This is a genomic window from Stenotrophomonas capsici, from assembly GCF_034961085.1.
Lineage (GTDB): Bacteria > Pseudomonadota > Gammaproteobacteria > Xanthomonadales > Xanthomonadaceae > Stenotrophomonas > Stenotrophomonas capsici.
The window spans coordinates 41,089-59,890 of sequence record NZ_JAYFUH010000066.1; the positions used below are offsets into that span (position 1 = coordinate 41,089).

16 protein-coding genes are annotated in these 18,802 nt (G+C 67.6%); 6 read left to right on the plus strand and 10 right to left on the minus strand.

The genetic code is table 11. The annotated features are described in order from the left end of the window. Positions 1-8 precede the first annotated feature (8 nt). From VA603_RS05855 to VA603_RS05865, 3 genes are all read right to left on the minus strand, one after another. Positions 9-2,216, minus strand: a complete 2,208-nt coding sequence (locus VA603_RS05855) for a TonB-dependent hemoglobin/transferrin/lactoferrin family receptor (RefSeq protein WP_132864963.1) — start codon at positions 2,214-2,216, stop codon at positions 9-11. Between the two features lie 163 nt (positions 2,217-2,379). Further along, positions 2,380-2,574, minus strand: coding sequence for a hemin uptake protein HemP (gene hemP / locus VA603_RS05860; RefSeq protein ID WP_132864964.1), 195 nt, complete (start codon positions 2,572-2,574; stop codon positions 2,380-2,382). 186 nt (positions 2,575-2,760) lie between these two features. Then, a complete protein-coding gene (locus tag VA603_RS05865) occupies positions 2,761-3,732 on the minus strand; it encodes a potassium channel beta subunit family protein (RefSeq protein WP_323438226.1) in 972 nt (323 codons plus the stop codon). A 199-nt stretch (positions 3,733-3,931) separates the two neighbouring features. Between VA603_RS05865 and VA603_RS05870 the strand changes: the two genes are divergently transcribed. The 3 genes from VA603_RS05870 to dusB all read left to right on the plus strand — a co-directional run bounded on the left by VA603_RS05870 (position 3,932) and on the right by dusB (position 7,306). Then, a complete protein-coding gene (locus tag VA603_RS05870; protein WP_132864966.1) occupies positions 3,932-5,230 on the plus strand; it encodes a NupC/NupG family nucleoside CNT transporter in 1,299 nt (432 codons plus the stop codon). A gap of 30 nt (positions 5,231-5,260) precedes the next feature. Further along, entirely contained in the window at positions 5,261-6,214 is a 954-nt protein-coding gene (locus tag VA603_RS05875) for a ribokinase (RefSeq protein ID WP_132864967.1), read from the plus strand. A gap of 93 nt (positions 6,215-6,307) precedes the next feature. Further along, positions 6,308-7,306, plus strand: a complete 999-nt coding sequence (gene dusB / locus VA603_RS05880) for a tRNA dihydrouridine synthase DusB (protein WP_323438227.1) — start codon at positions 6,308-6,310, stop codon at positions 7,304-7,306. A gap of 101 nt (positions 7,307-7,407) precedes the next feature. Here the strand turns inward: dusB and proP are convergent, their stop codons facing one another. The 4 genes from proP to VA603_RS05900 form a co-directional block, all read right to left on the minus strand. Then, entirely contained in the window at positions 7,408-8,937 is a 1,530-nt protein-coding gene (proP, locus tag VA603_RS05885; protein WP_132864969.1) for a glycine betaine/L-proline transporter ProP, read from the minus strand. A gap of 309 nt (positions 8,938-9,246) precedes the next feature. Next, complete coding sequence (locus VA603_RS05890; protein WP_323438228.1) at positions 9,247-9,654, minus strand: ribosomal maturation YjgA family protein; 408 nt, start codon at positions 9,652-9,654, stop codon at positions 9,247-9,249. Then, entirely contained in the window at positions 9,651-10,205 is a 555-nt protein-coding gene (locus VA603_RS05895) for a DUF3228 family protein (protein WP_313252674.1), read from the minus strand. Before VA603_RS05895 ends, VA603_RS05890 begins: the two co-directional genes overlap by 4 nt. A 67-nt stretch (positions 10,206-10,272) precedes the next feature. Next, the gene (locus tag VA603_RS05900) at positions 10,273-11,886 is read right to left on the minus strand and encodes an APC family permease (RefSeq protein ID WP_132864972.1); all 1,614 of its coding nucleotides are present in this window, start codon (positions 11,884-11,886) and stop codon (positions 10,273-10,275) included. 326 nt (positions 11,887-12,212) lie between these two features. Between VA603_RS05900 and VA603_RS05905 the strand changes: the two genes are divergently transcribed. The 3 genes from VA603_RS05905 (at position 12,213) to VA603_RS05915 (ending at position 14,558) form a co-directional block, all read left to right on the plus strand. After that, complete coding sequence (locus tag VA603_RS05905; protein ID WP_323438229.1) at positions 12,213-12,965, plus strand: COG4705 family protein; 753 nt, start codon at positions 12,213-12,215, stop codon at positions 12,963-12,965. 86 nt (positions 12,966-13,051) lie between these two features. Further along, on the plus strand, positions 13,052-13,882 hold the full coding sequence (metF, locus tag VA603_RS05910; RefSeq protein WP_132864974.1) for a methylenetetrahydrofolate reductase [NAD(P)H]: 831 nt from the start codon (positions 13,052-13,054) through the stop codon (positions 13,880-13,882). Positions 13,883-13,937: 55 nt separating this feature from the next. Further along, positions 13,938-14,558: a DUF4124 domain-containing protein gene (locus VA603_RS05915; RefSeq protein ID WP_132864975.1), complete on the plus strand. Its 621-nt coding sequence runs from the start codon at positions 13,938-13,940 to the stop codon at positions 14,556-14,558. On the opposite strand, the gene VA603_RS05920 is transcribed toward VA603_RS05915, so the two are convergent. The 3 genes from VA603_RS05920 to VA603_RS05930 all read right to left on the minus strand — a co-directional run. Next, positions 14,548-15,501 (minus strand): Nudix family hydrolase, encoded by a 954-nt coding sequence (locus VA603_RS05920; protein WP_132864976.1) that lies wholly within the window; start codon positions 15,499-15,501, stop codon positions 14,548-14,550. The genes VA603_RS05915 and VA603_RS05920 overlap by 11 nt on opposite strands. A 240-nt stretch (positions 15,502-15,741) precedes the next feature. Continuing rightward, positions 15,742-18,450: a preprotein translocase subunit SecA gene (gene secA, locus VA603_RS05925; RefSeq protein ID WP_323438230.1), complete on the minus strand. Its 2,709-nt coding sequence runs from the start codon at positions 18,448-18,450 to the stop codon at positions 15,742-15,744. Positions 18,451-18,610: 160 nt separating this feature from the next. Continuing rightward, positions 18,611-18,802 (minus strand): M23 family metallopeptidase (locus VA603_RS05930; RefSeq protein WP_323438231.1); only part of this gene is annotated, 192 nt, incomplete at its 5' end.

Here is an 18,802-nt window from a genome sequence, read left to right on the forward strand (position 1 = left end):
CGGGAGGGTTACCAGGACACGGCAAGGCTTGCCGACACCGTGCGCCCCGGGTTGCTGAAGCGGTCGACCACCGTGCTGCCGGTGGCCAGCGTGGAGGTGATGCCGGACCAGTCGATGTAGGTGCGGTCGCCCAGGTTGAACACCCCGACGTTGAACGTGGCTCCCGGTGCAAACTGCCAATGCGCCATCAGGTCGAGCACGCCGTAACCAGCCGGGCGGTAGGTGGCGGCACTGGCAACGCGGTCCTTGCGGCGCGCGAACGTGCCGGCCAGTTCCACGCCCCATGCCTGGCGGTCGTACATCAGGCCCAGCGTGCCGCGCAGCGGGTCGACCGAATCCAGCGGCACGTCCTCGGTACGGTTCTGGCCGTGCGACCAGGCCACCGCGCTGCGCAGCGACCAGCCATCCAGCGCGGTGCTGAGCTGGCCGAAGTCCACGCCGGCCTTGAGTTCGGCGCCGTAGATGCGCGCCTCGGAAATGTTCTGCGACTGGAACACCATCAGCCCCTGTGCATTGGTGCCGACGAAGCGCTGTGACTCGATGAAGTCCTTGTAGTCGTTCCAGTAGCCGCTGACGCTGACGTAGGCCACCGGCGCGATGTAGCGCAGGCCCAACTCGACCCCATTGCTGGTTTCCGGCTTGAGGTCCGGGTTGGGGATGGCCGTGTAACCGAACATCACGTTGGTGAAGCCCAGGTTGACGTCGTTGTACGGCGGCGAACGGAAACCGTGCGAATAGCCGGCGAACAGCGACCACTGCTCATCGAAGCGCCACACCATGCCCAGCTTCGGCGAGACGCTGGTCTTGGTGAGCGAAGCCACCGCCATGTCCGGGTTGTCCTCGCGGAAGATGCTGTCCAGCTCCGGCGTGAGCCGGTAGTGGTCCACGCGCAGGCCCGGGACCAGCGACAGGCGACCGTCGGCCATGCGCATTTCATCCTGCACGTACAGGCCGAGCTCGGTGGTCTTGCTGACCGGGAAATCACGCACCGGGAACACGTCTGGCAGGATCGTGCTGCTGACCGCGCCGGTCGCCGACACCTGGTAGCCATCGCGCTTCTGGCGGATTTCGGTCCATGCGCCATCGAAGCCCCAGGTCAACGCGTGCTCGATGCCGTTGCCTTGCAGCGTCTTGTTGAACTGTGCCTGTGCGCCGTAGACGCGCTGGTCGAAGTTGAACTGGCGGTGTCGACGGCTGCCGTTGGTACGGCCCTCATCGGTGACCTGGGTGGTCTCGCTATCCTGGCGGTACACCTGCCAGCTCAGGCTGTCGGCGAAGGCCGCGTCCACCGCATCCATCTCGTGCGCGAACGACACGCGGGCGCGCGTCTGCTTGTCATGCGCGGTCATGCCGGTGGTGGTGCGCGCCGACGGCGTCGGGTGGGTGTCGTTGACCGCCGAGAAGACATCGGTATCGGTGATGTCCTCGTTGCCCTCCACGGTCAACCGGAAGCGCTGGCTTTGATCCGGCGCATAGACCAGCTTGGACAGCACGCTGCGGCCATCGCGCTCCTGCGGATTGGCGGCGGTGCGCGTGTAGTCCTGGCTGCGCACGGTGCCCTTGTTGTCGGTTTCCTGGCCCTGGCGGTGGTTGACGTTGACCATGCCGCTCCAGTGCTCGCCACCGAAGGCGGTGGTCACGCTGCCGAGCAGGCCTTTCCAGTCCCCGTCGTAGCCGAACTTCAGGCCGACGTAGCTGTCCTTGCCGTCCTTCAGGTAGTCCGCCGGGTCCTTGGTGACGAAGGCGACCACGCCACCGAGCGCATCGGAGCCATACAGCGAACTGGCCGGGCCACGCACGATCTCGACCCGCTTGAGGGTCTCCAGGTCGGTGAAGTCGCGGTTGGCACTGGCGAAGCTGCCGATCAGGAAGCTCTTGGGCATGCTGATGCCATCGGTCTGGATCAGCACGCGGTTGCCGTCCAGGCCGCGGATACGGAAGCCGCCCAGGCCGAAGCGGGTCGCGCTGCGGGTCACCGAGATGCCCGGCTCGTAGCGGACCAGGTCACCGATGTCATGCACCAGTTGCCGGTCCAGCTGCTCGCGGTCGATCACGTCCACCGTGGCTGCCACGTCGCTGACCGCGCGCTCGGTGCGGGTCGCGGTGACCTGGACGCGGTCGAAGTCGCGGGTGTCGGCGGGCGCGCTCGCACTTTCGGCATGCGCGGAAGGCAACACCGCCCACAGGGCGGCGCTCAACAGGGTTGGACGGATCATGGGAACCTGGAGGCGTTCGGGAAACAGAACCTTGGTGATGCGACCGGATTGCCAGGCAATCCGGTCGCGGCCAAGGGGGAGAGAGAGGTGGATCGGGCCTGCCGGGCGTGGAAGGGAAAACGCCGCCGGCAGGCGGGCGGCGGCAGGCCGCCGCGACCAAGGCTTACTTGGTGAGGATCAACTTGTCGTTGCTGGTATGGCGCAGGCGATAGAACTTGTCGCCGTGCTGGATGACGATTTCACGCTGGCCCTTGAGCAGGGCGCCGCTGTCGATGACGCCCTCGGGCGACAACAGCTGCACCGGACGCTGCGGCAGGTGGAGGGTGCGGGGACGGAGCAGGACAGGCTGGGCGGACATCATCGTGGTTCCGTGCTGGGGACGGAGTTGATGATAATGATTCTCAATACCAATGCAAGACCCATTCTCAAAAACTTTCCAGAGAATGGCAGCGACGGACACCTCGCCCTTCCCGCGACGCCCCGGCCGCAACCGGGACGCCTTGCGTTTCATTGAAGGTCTACGGCGGCACCAGACCCGCCAGGGTCAGGCGAAGATCGCCTCGATACGCTGCCAGGCGGCCTCGTCCACGCGTTCCAGCACGTCCAGCGCGCGCAGGTTCTCCTGCAGCTGCGACACCCGGCTGGCGCCCAGGATCACGCTCGATACCTGGCGGTTGCGCAGGCACCAGGCGATGGCCAGCTGCGCGGGCGACTCGCCCAGCTCCGCCGCCACGGCGCTGAAGCGGCGTACCTTGCCCAGCCGGTCGTCGGCCGGCTCGCCCAGCACCGCATCCTGCAGCCAGCCCAGCGACGGCTGGCCGAGCCGCGAATCGGCGGCGATGCCGTCGTTGTACTTGCCGGTCAGCAGGCCGGAGGCCAGCGGCGACCAGATGGTCGTACCCAACCCGGCATCGGCGTACAGCGGCGCGTACTCGCGCTCGACCCGCTCGCGGTGCAACAGGTTGTACTGCGGCTGTTCCATGCTCGGCGCATACAGGTGGTTGGCGCGGGCGAAGGCCACCGCCTCGGCGATCTGCGCGCCCGACCATTCGGAGGTACCCCAGTACAGCACCTTGCCCTGCCGGACCAGCGTGTCCATGGCCAGCACGGTCTCGCTGATCGGGGTCTCCGGGTCCGGGCGGTGGCAGTAGTACAGGTCCAGGTAGTCCACCCGCAGGCGCTTGAGCGCGGCGTGGCAGGCGTCGGTGACGTGCTTGCGCGACAGCCCGCGCTGGGTGGGCGCCGGCTCCTCGGCCGAACCGAAGAACACCTTGCTGGACACGCAATAGCCATCACGCGGCAGGCGCAGGTCGACGATCACGTCCCCCATCACCTGTTCGGCACGGCCCTTGGCATAGCCCTCGGCGTTGTCGAAGAAGTTGACGCCGTTGTCCCAGGCCGCGGCGATCAGGTTGCGGGACTCATCCCGGCCGATCTGGCTGCCGAAGGTCACCCACGCACCGAAGGACAATGCGGAAAGCTGCAGGCCGGATGACCCGAGGCGACGGTATTGCATGGCTGGCTCCTGGTTTGCAGTCCGCGGCTGGCGCAGACGGGGGGCCAGTGTAACCGCCGGCCCTGGCCCGGCAGGGCCCCGGACCTTGCCGATACCGGCGCAATCGCGGCCGTTGGGCGCATATGGGCCAGTGATTCTTGCTCGGCATAGGCCGCTGCACTAGGCTTGCGTCTTTTGCGGGCATGCCCGGGGATTCATCATGGTCGAAGGTTTGGGCAGGATCGGCTTCGGCCTGTTCGGCTTGGCGGTGCTGCTCGGCATCGCCTGGCTGTTTTCCAACAACAAGAAGGCGGTGGACTGGAAGCTGATCGGCACGGGCATCACCCTGCAGGTCGCCTTCGCCGCGCTGGTGCTGCTGGTCCCCGGCGGCCGTGACGTGTTCGACTGGCTGGGCCAGGGCTTCGTCAAGATCCTGAGCTTCGTCAATGAAGGCTCCAACTTCATTTTCGGCAGCCTGATGGACGTGCCCAAGTACGGCTTCATCTTCGCCTTCCAGGTGCTGCCGACCATCATCTTCTTCTCGGCGCTGATGGGCGTGATGTACCACCTGGGCGTGATGCAGGCCATCGTCAAGGTCATGGCCTGGGCCATCACCAAGGTGATGCGCGTGTCCGGCGCCGAGACCACCAGCGTCTGCGCCAGCGTGTTCATCGGCCAGACCGAGGCGCCGCTGACCGTGCGCCCGTACATCTCCAAGATGACCCAGTCCGAGCTGATCACCATGATGATCGGCGGCATGGCCCACATCGCCGGCGGCGTGCTGGCGGCCTACGTGGGCATGCTCGGCGGCGGCGACCCGGTCGCCCAGGCCTTCTACGCCAAGCACCTGCTGGCCGCCTCGATCATGGCCGCCCCGGCCACGCTGGTGATCGCCAAGCTGCTGGTGCCGGAAACCGGCACCCCGCTGACCCGTGGCACGGTGAAGATGGAAGTGGAGAAAACCTCCTCCAACATCATCGATGCCGCCGCCGGCGGCGCGGCCGACGGCCTCAAGCTGGCCCTGAACATCGGCGCCATGCTGCTGGCCTTCATCGCCCTGATCGCCCTGCTCAACGCCCCGCTGACCTGGCTGGGCGAGGTCACCGGCCTGGCCGGCGCACTCGGCAAGCCGACCAACCTGGCCACCATCTTCGGCTACGTGCTGGCCCCGATCGCCTGGGTCATCGGCACCCCGTGGGCCGACGCCACCACGGTCGGCTCGCTGATCGGCCAGAAGCTGGTGATCAACGAGTTCGTGGCCTACATGGACCTGTCCAAGATCATCAACGGCCAGGTGCCGGGCGTGTCGCTGAGCGCCGAAGGCAGCCTGATCGCCACCTATGCACTGTGCGGCTTCGCCAACTTCAGCTCGATTGCCATCCAGCTGGGCGGCATTGGCGGCCTGGCCCCGGACCGCCGCCAGGATCTGGCCAAGTTCGGCCTGCGTGCCGTGCTGGGCGGCACCATCGCCACCCTGATGACCGCTACCATCGCCGGCGTGCTGACCCATTTCGGCTGATCCATCAGCCACCTTAGAGACGTAGATTCCATGAGTTCTGTTGTCGTTGCCGGTTCCTTCAATGTCGACCACGTCTGGCGCTGCGATGCCCTGCCCGCGCCGGGGGCGACCATTGCCGGTCGTTACAGCACCGGTCCCGGTGGCAAGGGCTTCAACCAGGCCGTCGCCGCGCGCCGTGCCGGCGCCGCCACCCACTTCCTCTGCGCGCTCGGCGATGACGCAGGCGGTGCCCTGGCCCGCCAGCTGGCCGGCGCCGACGGCATCGAACTGGTGGCCGAGGCCAGCAGCGAACCGACCGGCACCGCGGGCATCTACGTCGACGCCCGCGGCCGCAACTCGATCGTGATCGGCGCTGGCGCCAACGCTTCGCTGAGCCAGACGTTCATGGAGGCCAACGCCGCCCTGATCGGTGGCGCCAAGGTGTTGCTGGCGCAGCTGGAATCGCCGGTGGAGTCGATCGAGAAGGCGCTGGGCCTGGCCCGCGAGGCCGGCGTGCTGACCATGCTCAACGCCGCCCCGGCCAATGCGCATTCGACCATCGGCCTGCTCAAGCTGGCCGACGTGCTGACCCCGAATGAAACCGAGTTCGCCGCCCTGCTCGGCCGCCATGTCGGCGAGCGCGTGGAGGCCGACGACGTGGCCGCGCTGGACGGCGCCAGCCTGCACGCGCTGTGCCGCAAGCTGTCCGGCAACACCGTGGTGGTGACGCTCGGCGCGGTGGGCGTGTTCGTCTCGCACGACGAGGACCGCCTGCGTGGCGACGCCCAGCCGTACTACCGCGTGGCCGCCGAGTCGGTGCAGGTGGTGGACACCACCGGTGCCGGCGATGCCTTCAACGGTGCCCTGGCCGCCTCACTGGCCCATGCCCCGGAAGCGGCCTTCATCAAGCACGTGCGCTTCGCCAACCAGTACGCCGCCCGTTCCACCGAGCACGAGGGCGCCGCCCTGTCGATGCCGCGCATGACCCCGGCCGACGCCGCCTGAGTCATCGTTCCCCGCTGGACCCGCTGACGGCCCGGTAACGGGCCGTCATGCCGTTCAGGCACCGCCCCGCAGCCGGGCAACTAGAATATGCAGATGCAGATCGGCCCCTACACCATCGCCCCGAACGTGGTGCTCGCCCCCATGGCGGGCGTCACCGACAAACCGTTCCGCCAGCTGTGCAAGCGGCTGGGCGCAGGCTTGGCCGCATCGGAAATGACCATCAGCGACCCACGCTTCTGGAACACCCGCAAGTCCATCCACCGCATGGACCATGCCGGCGAGCCGGCACCGATCAGCGTGCAGATCGCCGGCACCGAGCCGCAACAGCTGGCCGAGGCGGCCCGCTACAACGTCGACCACGGCGCGCAGATCATCGACATCAACATGGGCTGCCCGGCCAAGAAGGTCTGCAACGCCTGGGCCGGTTCGGCGTTGATGCGCGACGAGGCGCTGGTGGCGCGCATCCTCGACGCGGTGGTCAAGGCCGTCGAGGTGCCGGTGACGCTGAAGATCCGCACCGGCTGGTGCGCCGAGGTGCGCAACGCGCCGACCATCGCGCGCATCGCCGAGGACAGCGGCATCGCCGCGCTGGCCGTGCACGGCCGCACCCGCGACCAGCATTACACCGGGGTGGCCGAGTACGACACCATCGCCGGCATCAAGGCGATGCTGCGCATCCCGGTGCTGGCCAACGGCGACATCGATTCACCCCGGAAGGCCGAGCAGGTGCTCAGGCACACTGGCGCCGACGCGGTGATGGTCGGCCGCGCCGCGCAGGGCCGGCCGTGGATCTTCCGCGAGATCGCGCATTACCTGGCGACCGGCGAGCAGTTGCCGCCGCCGTCGCTGCAGGAAGTACGCGACATCCTGATCGGCCACCTCAACGACCTGCACGCCTTCTACGGCGAGCCGCAAGGCGTGCGCATCGCGCGCAAGCACCTGGGTTGGTACGCCAAGGACCGCCCCGAGAACGCGGCGTTCCGCGCCGTGGTCAATGCCGCCGAAAGCGCCGAGGCGCAGCTGCGGCTCACCGGCGACTATTTCGACGCCCTGATCGCCGGTGAAGTGCCGGCGCTTTCACCGGCTGCCTGAGCGCCAGGCGGCAAACCCGAAGCACGGTCCCGGTAGCGGCTCCGCAGGCGGCGTCGGGAACGCAACGCCCGCCGTAATGGCGGGCGTTGTGGTTCAGAACGTCACACTAGATCCGGATGCCGGTCCACCAGCACCTGCTTGCGTTGCTGCAGGTCGTCGATCTTCGCCTGCAGCCCCTCGATCTGTACATCCAGGTCGCCGACGCTGGCCTCGATGTGATCGTAGGCCTGCTGCAGCAGCTCGCGCGCCTCGCGGCGGCTGGAGGCATTGGGCGTATCCCCGCGCAACGGGCGGTTGGCGGTCTCGCGCATCAGCCAGGCCGTGAGCAGCCCCACCAGCGCCACCGCCATCAGGTAGTAGGCCGGCATCATCAGGTCGCCGGTGACCTCCACCAGCCAGGCGGCCGCGGTCGGGGTCACACCGCAGATGATCACCGAGATGTTGAACGCCGTGGCCAGCGCGCTGTAACGCACGCGGGTCGGGAACATCGCCGGCAAGGTTGAAGCCATCACGCCGATCAGGCAGTTCAGCAGCACCGCCAGCAACAACAGGCCCACGAAGATCAGGCCGATGTTGCCGCTGGTGATCAGGTGGAAGGCCGGCACCGCACCCACCAGCAGGCCGAGGCTGCCGGCGGCGATGAACGGACGACGGCCGACGCGGTCGCTGGCCCACCCCACCACCGGCTGCACGAACAGCATGCCGATCATCACCACGATGATGATCAGCACGCCGTGGTCCTCGGAGTAGTGCAGGTTGTGCGACAGGTAGGTCGGCATGTACGTCAGCAGCATGTAGTAGGTGACGTTGGTGACCAGCACGATGCCCACGCAGGCCAGCAACGAGCGCCAGTACCTGCCCACGATCTCCTTGAAGGAAATGCGCGGGGCGCTGCCCACCGCATCCTGGTCTTCCTTCTCCATGCGCTCCAGCTGCTCGGTGAAGGCCGGCGTTTCCTCGGCGGCGTGACGCAGGTACAGGCCGATCAGGCCCAGCGGCGCGGCCAGGAAGAACGGCACGCGCCAGCCCCATTCCAGGAAGCGCGCTTCGCCAAGGATGCTGCTCAGCACCACCACCACGCCGGCCCCGAGCACGAAGCCGGCGATCGAGCCGAAGTCCAGCCAGCTGCTGAGGAAGCCGCGCTTGCGGTCCGGCGCGAACTCGGCGACGAACACCGCCGCGCCGGTGTACTCGCCACCTACCGAGAAGCCCTGCGCCAGCTTGCACAGCAACAGCAGGATCGGCGCGAGCAGGCCGATGCTGTCGTACGAGGGGATCAGGCCAATGCAGAACGTGCTGACCGCCATCAGGATGATGGTGGCCGACAGCACCTTCTGCCGCCCGAACCGGTCACCCATCACGCCGAAGAACACGCCGCCCAGCGGACGCACCAGGAATGGCACCGAGAACGTCGCCAGCGCGGCGATGGTCTGCACGCTGGGCGAGGCTTCCGGGAAGAACACCTTGCCAAGTGCAAAGGCGACAAAACCGTAGACACCGAAATCAAACCACTCCATCGCGTTGCCCAACGCGGCGGCGGTGACGGCTTTCTTGACTTTGCCCTTGTCGATGACGGTGATGTCGTCGATCTGGAGCGGTTCATTGCGAATAGTGGAATCACCTGCAGACATACAGGACCAGTCCTCCCGTTACTGAGTGGGATGCGTGCAGGCCCGGGCACGGAACGTCCGGCGCAGGCCGTGATGCGCACGAGTGAATGACCCGCGGCATGCGGCCACGGGAACGGTCGGGGACAGAAAGAACCGGGAACCAGGCCCGGAAAGGCGGAATGCCAGCTGTCCGGATGGCCGGGAGACAATTCCCCTGCGCGGTGCGCGCCGGCCATCAAGCTGGACTACTTTACGCCAGTGCCCGTTAAGCGCATCTAAAGGTCGCCACGACGCGCATTCATGCAATACAGGGACGCGAAACTGCGGCGATCAGCGCCGAAACAACACCACCACCCCGGCCGTTGCAAGGCAGCCGACCGCATAACAGGCCACGTCTGCCCACGAGAACGTATTGCCGATCACCGTGTACATCAGGTCACCGCGCACGAATCCCAGCCGCTCGGCGACGGTGAAATACTGCGCGAACTCGATGCTGCAGGCGAAGGCGAACACCGCCAGCAGCAGTGCCAGGTCGTTGACCCGCACCGCGCTGCGTACCGCCGCGTAGATCAGCACCACGACCAGCACGTCCCCCAGGTAGGCGCGGATCCATGACACATGCGGCAGGCGCATGGCGATGATCACTTCCAGCGCGAACAGCAGCAACGCCAGCAGGAAGAAGCCCGCGCTGAAACGCAACGACGACGCCCGACGCGCCCGCGGCAGGCCGGTACTCATCGCCAGTTCGCGTTGTCTTCCCAGAACGCGACCGCGCGCTGGTACGCGGCGCGGTCGATCGGCACGCCCGAGCCCCCCTCCTCCACGCCCAATGCGTTGCGCATCATCGTGATCGGCGCCATCGGGATCTCTTCCGGCGTGGCCGTGTACAGGCAACCGACCACGCCCCAGTCGGCTTCGATCGGCGAGCCTTCCTTCTGCAACTGCTCGCGGCTGTACAGGATCACCACCAGGTACTCGGCCACCGGCGGTTCGACGCCCTCGAACCAGCGCACCAGCACCGGCAATTCCTCGCGCGTGCGTGCTTCATAGCCCGAACGCAGCAGGTGGCGGTTGTCGTCGGTGACCGGCACCGTCAGGCAGCGCGTGCCGGTCCAGTTGCGGTACACGTGCAGCTTGCAGAACGGCGCATAGCCGTCCAGCACGCGTTCGGCCGCGTGCGTGTTCAGGTGCTGCTCGAACTCCTCGGCGGTGCAGTCACGGATGGTGTTGGGGCGCGGCGTGCGCGGGAACAGGCGGGTACGGGCGAACGGCGTGAGGAAGATCGACATGGGCGAACCTGTGGAAACCTGCGCCCATTGTCGGTGATACGACCACGCCGCGGGGACACCCGCCAGCTCAACCGTGTGCGCGTGCCTCGTGCTCGGCGACTTCCACCGAGGGCGTGCGCCAGCCCGACTTCACGCCCCACACGTAGAACACGATGCCGATCGCGGCCACCAGCACCAGGTCCCAGCCGTACGGCAGCAGGCCCCGCCCACCGAAGGTGGTGCTGCCCAGCCACGACACCAGCGCCAGCATCGGCAGGTAGCAGACCAGCCACAGCGCGCCCTTGAACTGGCGGCCGAAGTCATGCCATCCGATCTTGCGCTGGTAATGGAAGTACACCGGCAGCGCCACCACCATCAGCAGGATGATCTGCCCGGTCAGCGGCCAGCGCGCCCAGTACAGCAGCTCGGTGGCCATCACGAATGCCACCCCGGCCAGCAACGGCAGCGCGAGCACGCGCAGCGGCCGGTGCAGGCCCGGCGCGGTGCGACGCAGCGACATCGCGCTGATCGGACCGGTCATGTACGAGATCACCGTCGCCACCGAGATCACCGCCGCCAGCGTGCCCCAGCCACGGAAGAAGAACAGGAACAGGAACGACACCGCCAGGTTCACCCACATCGCCGGGCGTGGCACGCCCCAGCGCGGATGGATGCGCCCCAGTGCCTGCGGCGCGGTGCCGTTCTGCTGCATGCCGTAGAGCATGCGCGCGGTGGTGGCTGTATAGGTCATGCCGGTGCCGCTGGGGCTGACGAAGGCATCGACGTACAGCAGCATCGCCAGCCACTGCAGGTTGGCCAGCAACGCCAGCTGCGCGAACGGCGAACGGAAATCGACACCGTGCCAGCCAGCCTTTTCCAGCATCTGCGGCGGTACCGCACCGAGGTAGGCCACCTGCAGCAACACATAGACCACGGTGGCCAGCAGGATCGATCCGACCACCGCCATCGGGATGCTGCGCCCCGGGTTGCGCGCTTCACCGGCCAGGTTCACCGGGCTCTGGAAGCCATTGAAGCTGAAGACGATGCCGGCCGTCGCGATCGCGGTCAGCACCGCGGCGAAATCCAGCGTCGGGCTGCCGGCCCCGTGCAGCCCCACCGAGAAATTCTCGTGGTGGAAGCCACTGGCGATCAGTGCCACCGCGGTCAGGGTCGGCACCACCAGCTTGAACACGGTGATGGCGCTGTTGGAGCGCGCGAACAGCTTCACGCTCCAGAAGTTGATCAGGAAGTAGACCACCACCAACACCGCCGAGATCAGCAGGCCCGCCGTGGTCAGCTCGCCATGCCCGTCGGGCATCTGCACGTACATGTCCTGGGCCCATTGCCACGGCCACGACGCCATGTACTGCACCGAGGCCTCGGCCTCGACCGGGATCACCGAGACGATGGCGATCCAGTTCGCCCAGGCGGCGATGAAGCCCACCAGCGACCCGTGCGAGTAGTGGCTATAGCGCACCATGCCGCCGGACTCGGGGAACATCGCGCCCAGCTCGGCATAGGTCAGGGCGATGGTCAGGATGATCGCCGCGCCCAGGATCCATGCCCAGATCGCCCCCGGGCCCGCCAGCCCCGCGGCGCGCCAGGCGCCGAACAGCCACCCCGAACCGATGATCGAGCCCAGGCCGGTCAGCATCAGGGCAATGGGGCCGACGTCGCGGCGGATGGCACTGGACGTGTTCATGCGGGTTCCCGGGAAACTGCAGTGGCAACGGAAAGGAAGGTCGATCATCGCAAAGCCCGGCGGGCAGACACCTGCCATCGGTCGTGGTCAGCCAGCTACCGCCACAACCGGCACAACCGGTGAACCCGGGCAACGCAGTCATGCGCCTGTCCGGGACGCAATGCAAGCCGAAGCCGCCGACCGGGGCCGCTCCGGGGAGGGCCGGGCCGCGCGCCCGACGCCCCGGATGCCGGCAACTGGCCGGTGCATGAACAGCCGCCCCGGCTACGACGTGGCTCCGACACGCTCGCTCCGAAGGTAGGCCATCCCCGTCCATGACCCGCGCCATGTCGACCACGCACACGCTCAGCAAGGTCCCCGCCGTCACCCTCGGTTTCTGGCTGGTCAAGATCCTCGCAACCACGCTGGGCGAGGTCGGCGGCGACGCGGTCACCCTGTCGATGGGACTGGGCTACCTGGTCGGTACCGCGCTGTTTGCCGGCGTGTTCGTCATCGCGGTCAGTGCGCAGATCCGCAGCCGCGACTTCCAGCCCTGGCTGTACTGGTTCGCCATCGTCGCCAGCACCACCGTGGGCACCACCCTGGCCGACTACGTCGACCGCTCGCTGGGCATTGGCTACAGCGGTGGCAGCGCGCTGCTGCTGGCCCTGCTGTTGGCCACGCTGTGGCTGTGGAAACGCAGCACCGGCAGCATCGCGGTGGCCAGCATCACCCAACCGCGCAGTGAATTCTTCTACTGGCTGACCATCACCTTCTCGCAGACCCTGGGCACCGCGCTGGGCGACTGGGCCGCCGATACCCAGGGACTGGGGTATGGCGGTGGCATCGCCCTGTTCGGCGGCCTGCTGGCACTGGTCGCGGCGCTGTACCTGACCACCCGCACCTCGCGCACCGCCCTGTTCTGGACGGCCTTCATCCTGACCCGGCCGCTGGGCGCGGTGGTCGGCGACTTCCTGGACAAGCCACTGGACCACGGCGGCCTGGCCCTGAGCCGCTACGCCGGCACGGCGGTGCTGCTGGTCGCCATCGTCGCCTGCATCGCGCTGCTGCCACAGCGGGCCGCGCGGCGCGCGCACTGATCCGGGGCGGTCACGCCTGAAACATTTGCACATCCATCTTGATGGAGAGATACAATCGCTCGCATTCGTCATGCCCGGCCCCCTCCATGACCGCGATCAGCTTCGAGTTCTACCCCCCAAAGACCGACGACCAGCGCGCCCAGCTGGACCGCACCGCCGCCAAGCTCAAGGGCCACGCGCCCGAGTACGTGTCCTGTACCTTCGGGGCGGGCGGTTCGACGCTGAGCTACACCTCCGAGACGGTGCGCCACCTCAACCAGCACCATGGCTTCCAGGCGGCGCCGCACCTGTCCTGCGTCGGCGGCACCCGCGAGGAGATCCGCGAGCTGCTCAAGCTGTACCGCGCCATCGGGGTCAAGCGCCTGGTCGCGCTGCGCGGCGACCTGCCCTCGGGCATGGGTTTCCCCGGTGACCTGCGCTACGCCTCCGAGCTGATCGCCTTCATCCGCGCCGAGCATGGCGACGCCTTCCGCATCGAGGTCGGCGCCTACCCGGAGACGCACCCGCAGGCCAACGACGCCCTGGCCGACCTGCGCCACTTCAAGACCAAGATCGATGCCGGCGCCGATGCCGCCATCACCCAGTACTTCTACAACGCCGATGCCTACTTCCATTTCGTCGACGCGGTGACCCGGCTCGGCGTGGACGTGCCTATCATTCCCGGTGTCATGCCGATCTCCAACTTCAGCCAGCTACGCCGCTTCTCCGAGCAGTGCGGCGCAGAGATCCCGCGCTGGATCAGCAAGCGCATGCAGGCCTATGGCGACGACGCCGAGTCGGTGCGCGCGTTTGGCGCCGACGTGGTCGCTTCGCTGTGCGAGCGCCTGATCGCCGGCGGCGCGCCGTCGCTGCACTTCTACACGCTCAACCTGGCCAAGCCGACCAACGCGGTACTGCAGCGCCTCGACCGCGGCTGAGCCGGCCCACGCCGCATCACTTCCGGCCTGCGGGGGCAGTGGTTACCCTTGCCGGATGCGCACCGTCCTGCTCCTGCTGCTCAGCTGCCTCGCCCTGCCTGCCATCGAGGCGCCCGCACAGCAGATCAACCGCTGCACCAACCCGCAGGGCCAGACCGTGTACGGCGACAAGCCCTGCGAAGTGATGGGCGCCCGCGCGCGGCTGTTGCCGCCCGCACGGGCGGCCGGCAGCAGCGGCCTGTACCGCGACAGCTGCGCGCGGCGCTTGAGCGAAGTGGTCGGCATCATCCAGTCAGCCGCCGACGCCCGCGACCCCAACCGGCTGTCTGGCATCTACCTGTGGACGGGCCTGTCCAACGAGGCTGCCACGCGGGTGATGGACCGCCTGGATGACATCGTGCAGCGCCCGCTGGTGGACATCGCGCCGGTGTTCCCGGAAGCCCCTGCCTACGCGCCGGCACCCACGCAACCGTTCACCTATGCCGACGGCACCCCGGTCGACCCTGCCGATGGCAGCGCCGAGGCACCGGTCGAACACCTGCTCACCAACGTGCAGTACACGCCGCGCAGGCCCATCGGCCTGCGCCTGGAGCAGACCCTGCCACGCAGCAGCACCCCGAGCCGCACCGTGTTCCGGCTGCGTCGTCAGTACAACTGCTTCTGGATCACGCTGTAAGCACGGCCGGCCACAGCGAACGGATCGCCGCCACGCCCAAGGCGCCATGCTGGCGCGCGGCCTGCACGTCGGCCGCCGCCAGTCCGCCGATCGCATAGATCGGCAATGACACCTGCTCGCGCAGGCGTTCGAACGCCTCCCAGCCCAGCGGCGTCGCATCGGGGTGGGTCGCGGTGGCCCGTACCGGGCCGAGCACCGCGAAGTCGCAGCCCAGCCGCTGCGCGGCCTGCAACTGCGCCAGGTCGTGGCAGGACGCGGCCACCGGCAGCGTCGCCGGCAGTGGGCGCGCCTCCAACGCCAGCAGCTGCTCGCCGCCCAGGTGCACGCCAACCCCCAGCTCCTGCGCCAGGGCGATGTCGCGGTTGACCAGCAGTTCCAGATCCCGCCCGAAGCGCTGCACCGCGCTGCGGGCCAGTGCCTGGCGCTCGGCGGCCACCGGCGTGCGTAGCTGGACCCGGCGGATGCCGGAAGCCACGGCGGCCTCGATGCCGGCCAGCCAGGCCGCGTCGCCGTGCAGCGGCTCGGGCGTGACCAGGTAGCACTCCGGCTGGCGCAGCGCCGCCACCACCGGCAGGTCCGCCGGCGGCATCGAGTAGCGCCCCAGCTTGTCCGGCGTCACCCACGTGATCGCCTGCCCTTCGCGGCCGCGTGCCGTCCCTTTCCATTGCCGCACCATGCGCACTTCCAGGCGCAGGCGCTTGTCCGGGTAGAGCTGCGGCACCTCCATCACCCACTCGCCCACCTCGGCCTCGATGCCCAGCTCTTCGTGCAGCTCACGCGCCAACGCCTGCTCGGAGGTTTCGCCGGGTTCGCGCTTGCCACCGGGGAACTCCCACAGGCCGGCCATGTCGCTGTTGCCGGTGCGGCGGTTGAGCAGGATGCGGCCGCGCGCATCGACAATGACGGCGGCCACGACGTGGATTGAACGCAGGGGGGAATTCATGCCACGAGCATGCCGAACAAGCGCCCGCACGCGCAACGGGAACCGTGCGCCACGATCCGGATTCGAGACATCAAACCCAGCCGCGGGAGCGACCGCGGCCGCGAAGCACGGCAGCCTGCCGCACCGGAATCCCCGGCGGTCACCGCATGCATGGGGCCGGCCGCACCGGCGGCGCGGCCCAGGCCGTTCCTGCCGCTCGCCATGACGAAAACGCCCCGCTTGCGCGGGGCGTTTCGTGGATCAGTTCAACTGGCCGTGGCAGTGCTTGTACTTCTTGCCGCTGCCGCACGGACAGGGGTCGTTGCGGCCGACCTTGACCTCGCCCGAGGCCAGCGCCTGCTCGGCTTCCTCGTCGGCGCTGTAGCCTCCGTTGTCCTGGTGCTGGAACTGCGACATCTTCAGGCGAGCCTCGGCCTGCTGGCGCTCCAGCGCCTCCATCGCCGCCACTTCCTCCTCGCTGCGGATACGCACGCGCGACAGCATCAGGATCACCTCGCGCTTGACGTTCTCCAGCATGTCCGAGAACAGCTCGAAGGCTTCCTTCTTGTACTCCTGCTTGGGCTGCTTCTGCGCGTAACCGCGCAGGTAGATGCCCTGGCGCAGGTAGTCCATGCGGGCCAGGTGCTCCTTCCAGCTCTGGTCGAGCACGGTCAGCATCACGTGCTTCTCGAGCGCCCGCATGGTTTCCACGCCCACGGACACTTCCTTCTGCGCGAAGTGCTCATCCATGAACGCGATGACCTTCTGCGCGATGCCCTCGGCGTCCAGCTCCTCGTGCTGCTTGACCAGCCCGACCACGTCCATCTCCACGCCCAGCTCAGCGTGCAGGGTGGCCTGCAGGCCCGGCAGGTCCCACTGCTCGTCCACCGAATTGGCCGGCACGAAGCGGGTCACCAGGTCGTAGATCACGTCGCCGCGGATGCCGTCGATGTTCTCCTTGACCGACTCGGCGTCCAGCAGCTCGTCGCGCTGGGCGTAGATCACCTTGCGCTGGTCGTTGTTGACGTCGTCGAAGTCCAGCAGGTTCTTGCGGATGTCGAAGTTGTGCGCTTCGACCTTGCGCTGCGCCTTCTCGATCTGGCGGCTGACCATGCGGTCTTCGATGACGTCGTCTTCCTTCATGCCCATCAGGCGCATCGCCTTCTGCACCCAGTCCGAGGCGAAGATGCGCATCAGGTTGTCTTCCAGCGACAGGTAGAAGCGGGACGAACCCGGGTCACCCTGGCGGCCGGAACGGCCACGCAGCTGGTTGTCGATACGACGTGATTCGTGGCGCTCGGTGCCGACGATGTGCAGGCCGCCAGCGGCCTTCACCGCGTCATGGCGCTCCTGCCAGGCCGCCTTGAGCGCGGCCTTCTGCGCGTCGGTGGCATCCTCGCCCAGCTCGTGCAGCTCGGTTTCCAGCGAGCCGCCGAGCACGATGTCGGTACCGCGGCCGGCCATGTTGGTGGCGATGGTCACCGAGCCCGGGCGGCCGGCGTTGGCGACGATGGTCGCTTCGCGGTCGTGCTGCTTGGCGTTGAGCACTTCGTGCTTCACGCCGGCCTTGCGCAGGTGCTCGGACAGCATCTCCGAGGTTTCGATCGAGGTGGTGCCCACCAGCACCGGCTGGCCGCGCTTGGCGCATTCCTCGATGTCGGCCAGCACCGCGTTGAACTTGCCGGTGCGGTTGAGGAACACCTGGTCCGGGTGGTCCTTGCGCACGGTCGGCTTGTTGGTCGGGATCACCACCACTTCCAGGCCGTAGATGCTCTGGAATTCGTAGGCTTCCGTGTCGGCCGTGCCGGTCATGCCGGACAGCTTCTTGTACATGCGGAACAGGTTCTGGAAGGTGATGCTGGCCAGCGTCTGGTTCTCGCGCTGGACCGGCACGCCTTCCTTCGCTTCCACCGCCTGGTGCAGGCCATCGGACCAGCGGCGGCCGGCCAGGGTACGGCCGGTGAACTCGTCGACGATCACCACTTCGCCATCACGCACGATGTAGTCCACGTCACGCTGGTAGATCGCGTGCGCGCGCAGGGCGGCGTTGAGGTGGTGGACGACGGTCAGGTTCTGCGCGGCGTACAGGCCGTTGTCGTTGTCCTCGCCGATGATGCCGGCTTCGCGCAGCAGGGTCTCGGCATGCTCCATGCCGGCCTCGGACAGGTAGACCTGCTTGCCCTTCTCGTCCACCCAGTAGTCGCCCTCGCCGTCCTCGGCGTCCTGGCGGATCAGATGCGGCACCACGCGGTTGACGCGGATGTACAGCTCCGGGGAATCGTCGGCCGGGCCGGAGATGATCAGCGGGGTACGCGCCTCGTCGATCAGGATCGAGTCGACTTCGTCGACGATGGCGTAGTGCAGGCCGCGCTGGTAACGGTCGGCGCGGGTCAGCGCCATGTTGTCGCGCAGGTAGTCGAAGCCGAATTCGTTGTTGGTGCCGTAGGTGATGTCGCAGCCATAGGCTTCGCGCTTGTCGCCGTGCGGCATGCCTGGATAGACCACGCCCACGCTCAGGCCCAGCCAGTTGTACAGCTTGCCCATCTGCGCGGCGTCGCGGCGGGCCAGGTAGTCGTTCACGGTGACCACGTGGACGCCCTTGCCTTCCAGCGCATTGAGGTAGACCGGCAGCGTTGCCACCAGGGTCTTGCCTTCACCGGTACGCATTTCGGCGATCTTGCCCAGGTGCAGCACCATGCCGCCGATCAGCTGCACGTCGTAATGGCGCATGCCCAGCACGCGCTTGGATGCCTCGCGGCAGACCGCGAAGGCCTCCGGCAGCACCTTGTCCAGGGTTTCACCGCCGGCGATGCGCTCGCGGAACGCGGTTGTCTTGGCTTTGAGCTGGTCGTCGGAGAGCGTCTGGATCTCCGGCTCCAAGGCATTGATCTTGGCGACGATACGGTTGAGCTGGCGCAGCTGGCGCTCGTTACGGCTGCCAAAAACGCGGGTAAGCAGGCTGTTGATCATTGAAGGAACCGGTTTGAATGAAATGCCGCGCGACGCAGGATCCCCCCCGGGTTCACCTCGTCACAAACGAAACAGGGCGCAATGCGCCCTGTCTATGGCAACGCCTATTGTAGCTTGGGGCGGGGGCTTGGCGATTCAAGCCACCCGCACCCGGCAAACATCAGCCCCGGCTGAGACGGCCGACCGGGGTGTTGCCACCCTCGCCCAGGAACTTGCGCGGGTTCATGACCTGCCCGTTCTGCCAGACCTCGAAGTGCACGTGGGCACCGGTGGAGCGGCCGGTGGAGCCGGCCTTGGCCACTTCCTGCCCGGCCCGGACCAGCGCACCTTCGCGCACGGTCAGGCGGGAGTT

Coding starts and splice junctions, on each gene's coding strand:
- VA603_RS05855 (WP_132864963.1), bottom strand. CDS start 2,216: ATGATCCGTCCAACCCTGTTGAGCGCCGCCCTGTGGGCGGTGTTGCCT.
- VA603_RS05875 (WP_132864967.1), top strand. CDS start 5,261: ATGAGTTCTGTTGTCGTTGCCGGTTCCTTCAATGTCGACCACGTCTGG.
- VA603_RS05915 (WP_132864975.1), top strand. CDS start 13,938: ATGCGCACCGTCCTGCTCCTGCTGCTCAGCTGCCTCGCCCTGCCTGCC.
- VA603_RS05890 (WP_323438228.1), bottom strand. CDS start 9,654: ATGAGTACCGGCCTGCCGCGGGCGCGTCGGGCGTCGTCGTTGCGTTTC.
- proP (WP_132864969.1), bottom strand. CDS start 8,937: ATGTCTGCAGGTGATTCCACTATTCGCAATGAACCGCTCCAGATCGAC.
- dusB (WP_323438227.1), top strand. CDS start 6,308: ATGCAGATCGGCCCCTACACCATCGCCCCGAACGTGGTGCTCGCCCCC.
- VA603_RS05900 (WP_132864972.1), bottom strand. CDS start 11,886: ATGAACACGTCCAGTGCCATCCGCCGCGACGTCGGCCCCATTGCCCTG.
- secA (WP_323438230.1), bottom strand. CDS start 18,450: ATGATCAACAGCCTGCTTACCCGCGTTTTTGGCAGCCGTAACGAGCGC.
- VA603_RS05870 (WP_132864966.1), top strand. CDS start 3,932: ATGGTCGAAGGTTTGGGCAGGATCGGCTTCGGCCTGTTCGGCTTGGCG.
- VA603_RS05905 (WP_323438229.1), top strand. CDS start 12,213: ATGTCGACCACGCACACGCTCAGCAAGGTCCCCGCCGTCACCCTCGGT.
- VA603_RS05920 (WP_132864976.1), bottom strand. CDS start 15,501: ATGAATTCCCCCCTGCGTTCAATCCACGTCGTGGCCGCCGTCATTGTC.
- VA603_RS05895 (WP_313252674.1), bottom strand. CDS start 10,205: ATGTCGATCTTCCTCACGCCGTTCGCCCGTACCCGCCTGTTCCCGCGC.
- VA603_RS05865 (WP_323438226.1), bottom strand. CDS start 3,732: ATGCAATACCGTCGCCTCGGGTCATCCGGCCTGCAGCTTTCCGCATTG.
- hemP (WP_132864964.1), bottom strand. CDS start 2,574: ATGTCCGCCCAGCCTGTCCTGCTCCGTCCCCGCACCCTCCACCTGCCG.
- metF (WP_132864974.1), top strand. CDS start 13,052: ATGACCGCGATCAGCTTCGAGTTCTACCCCCCAAAGACCGACGACCAG.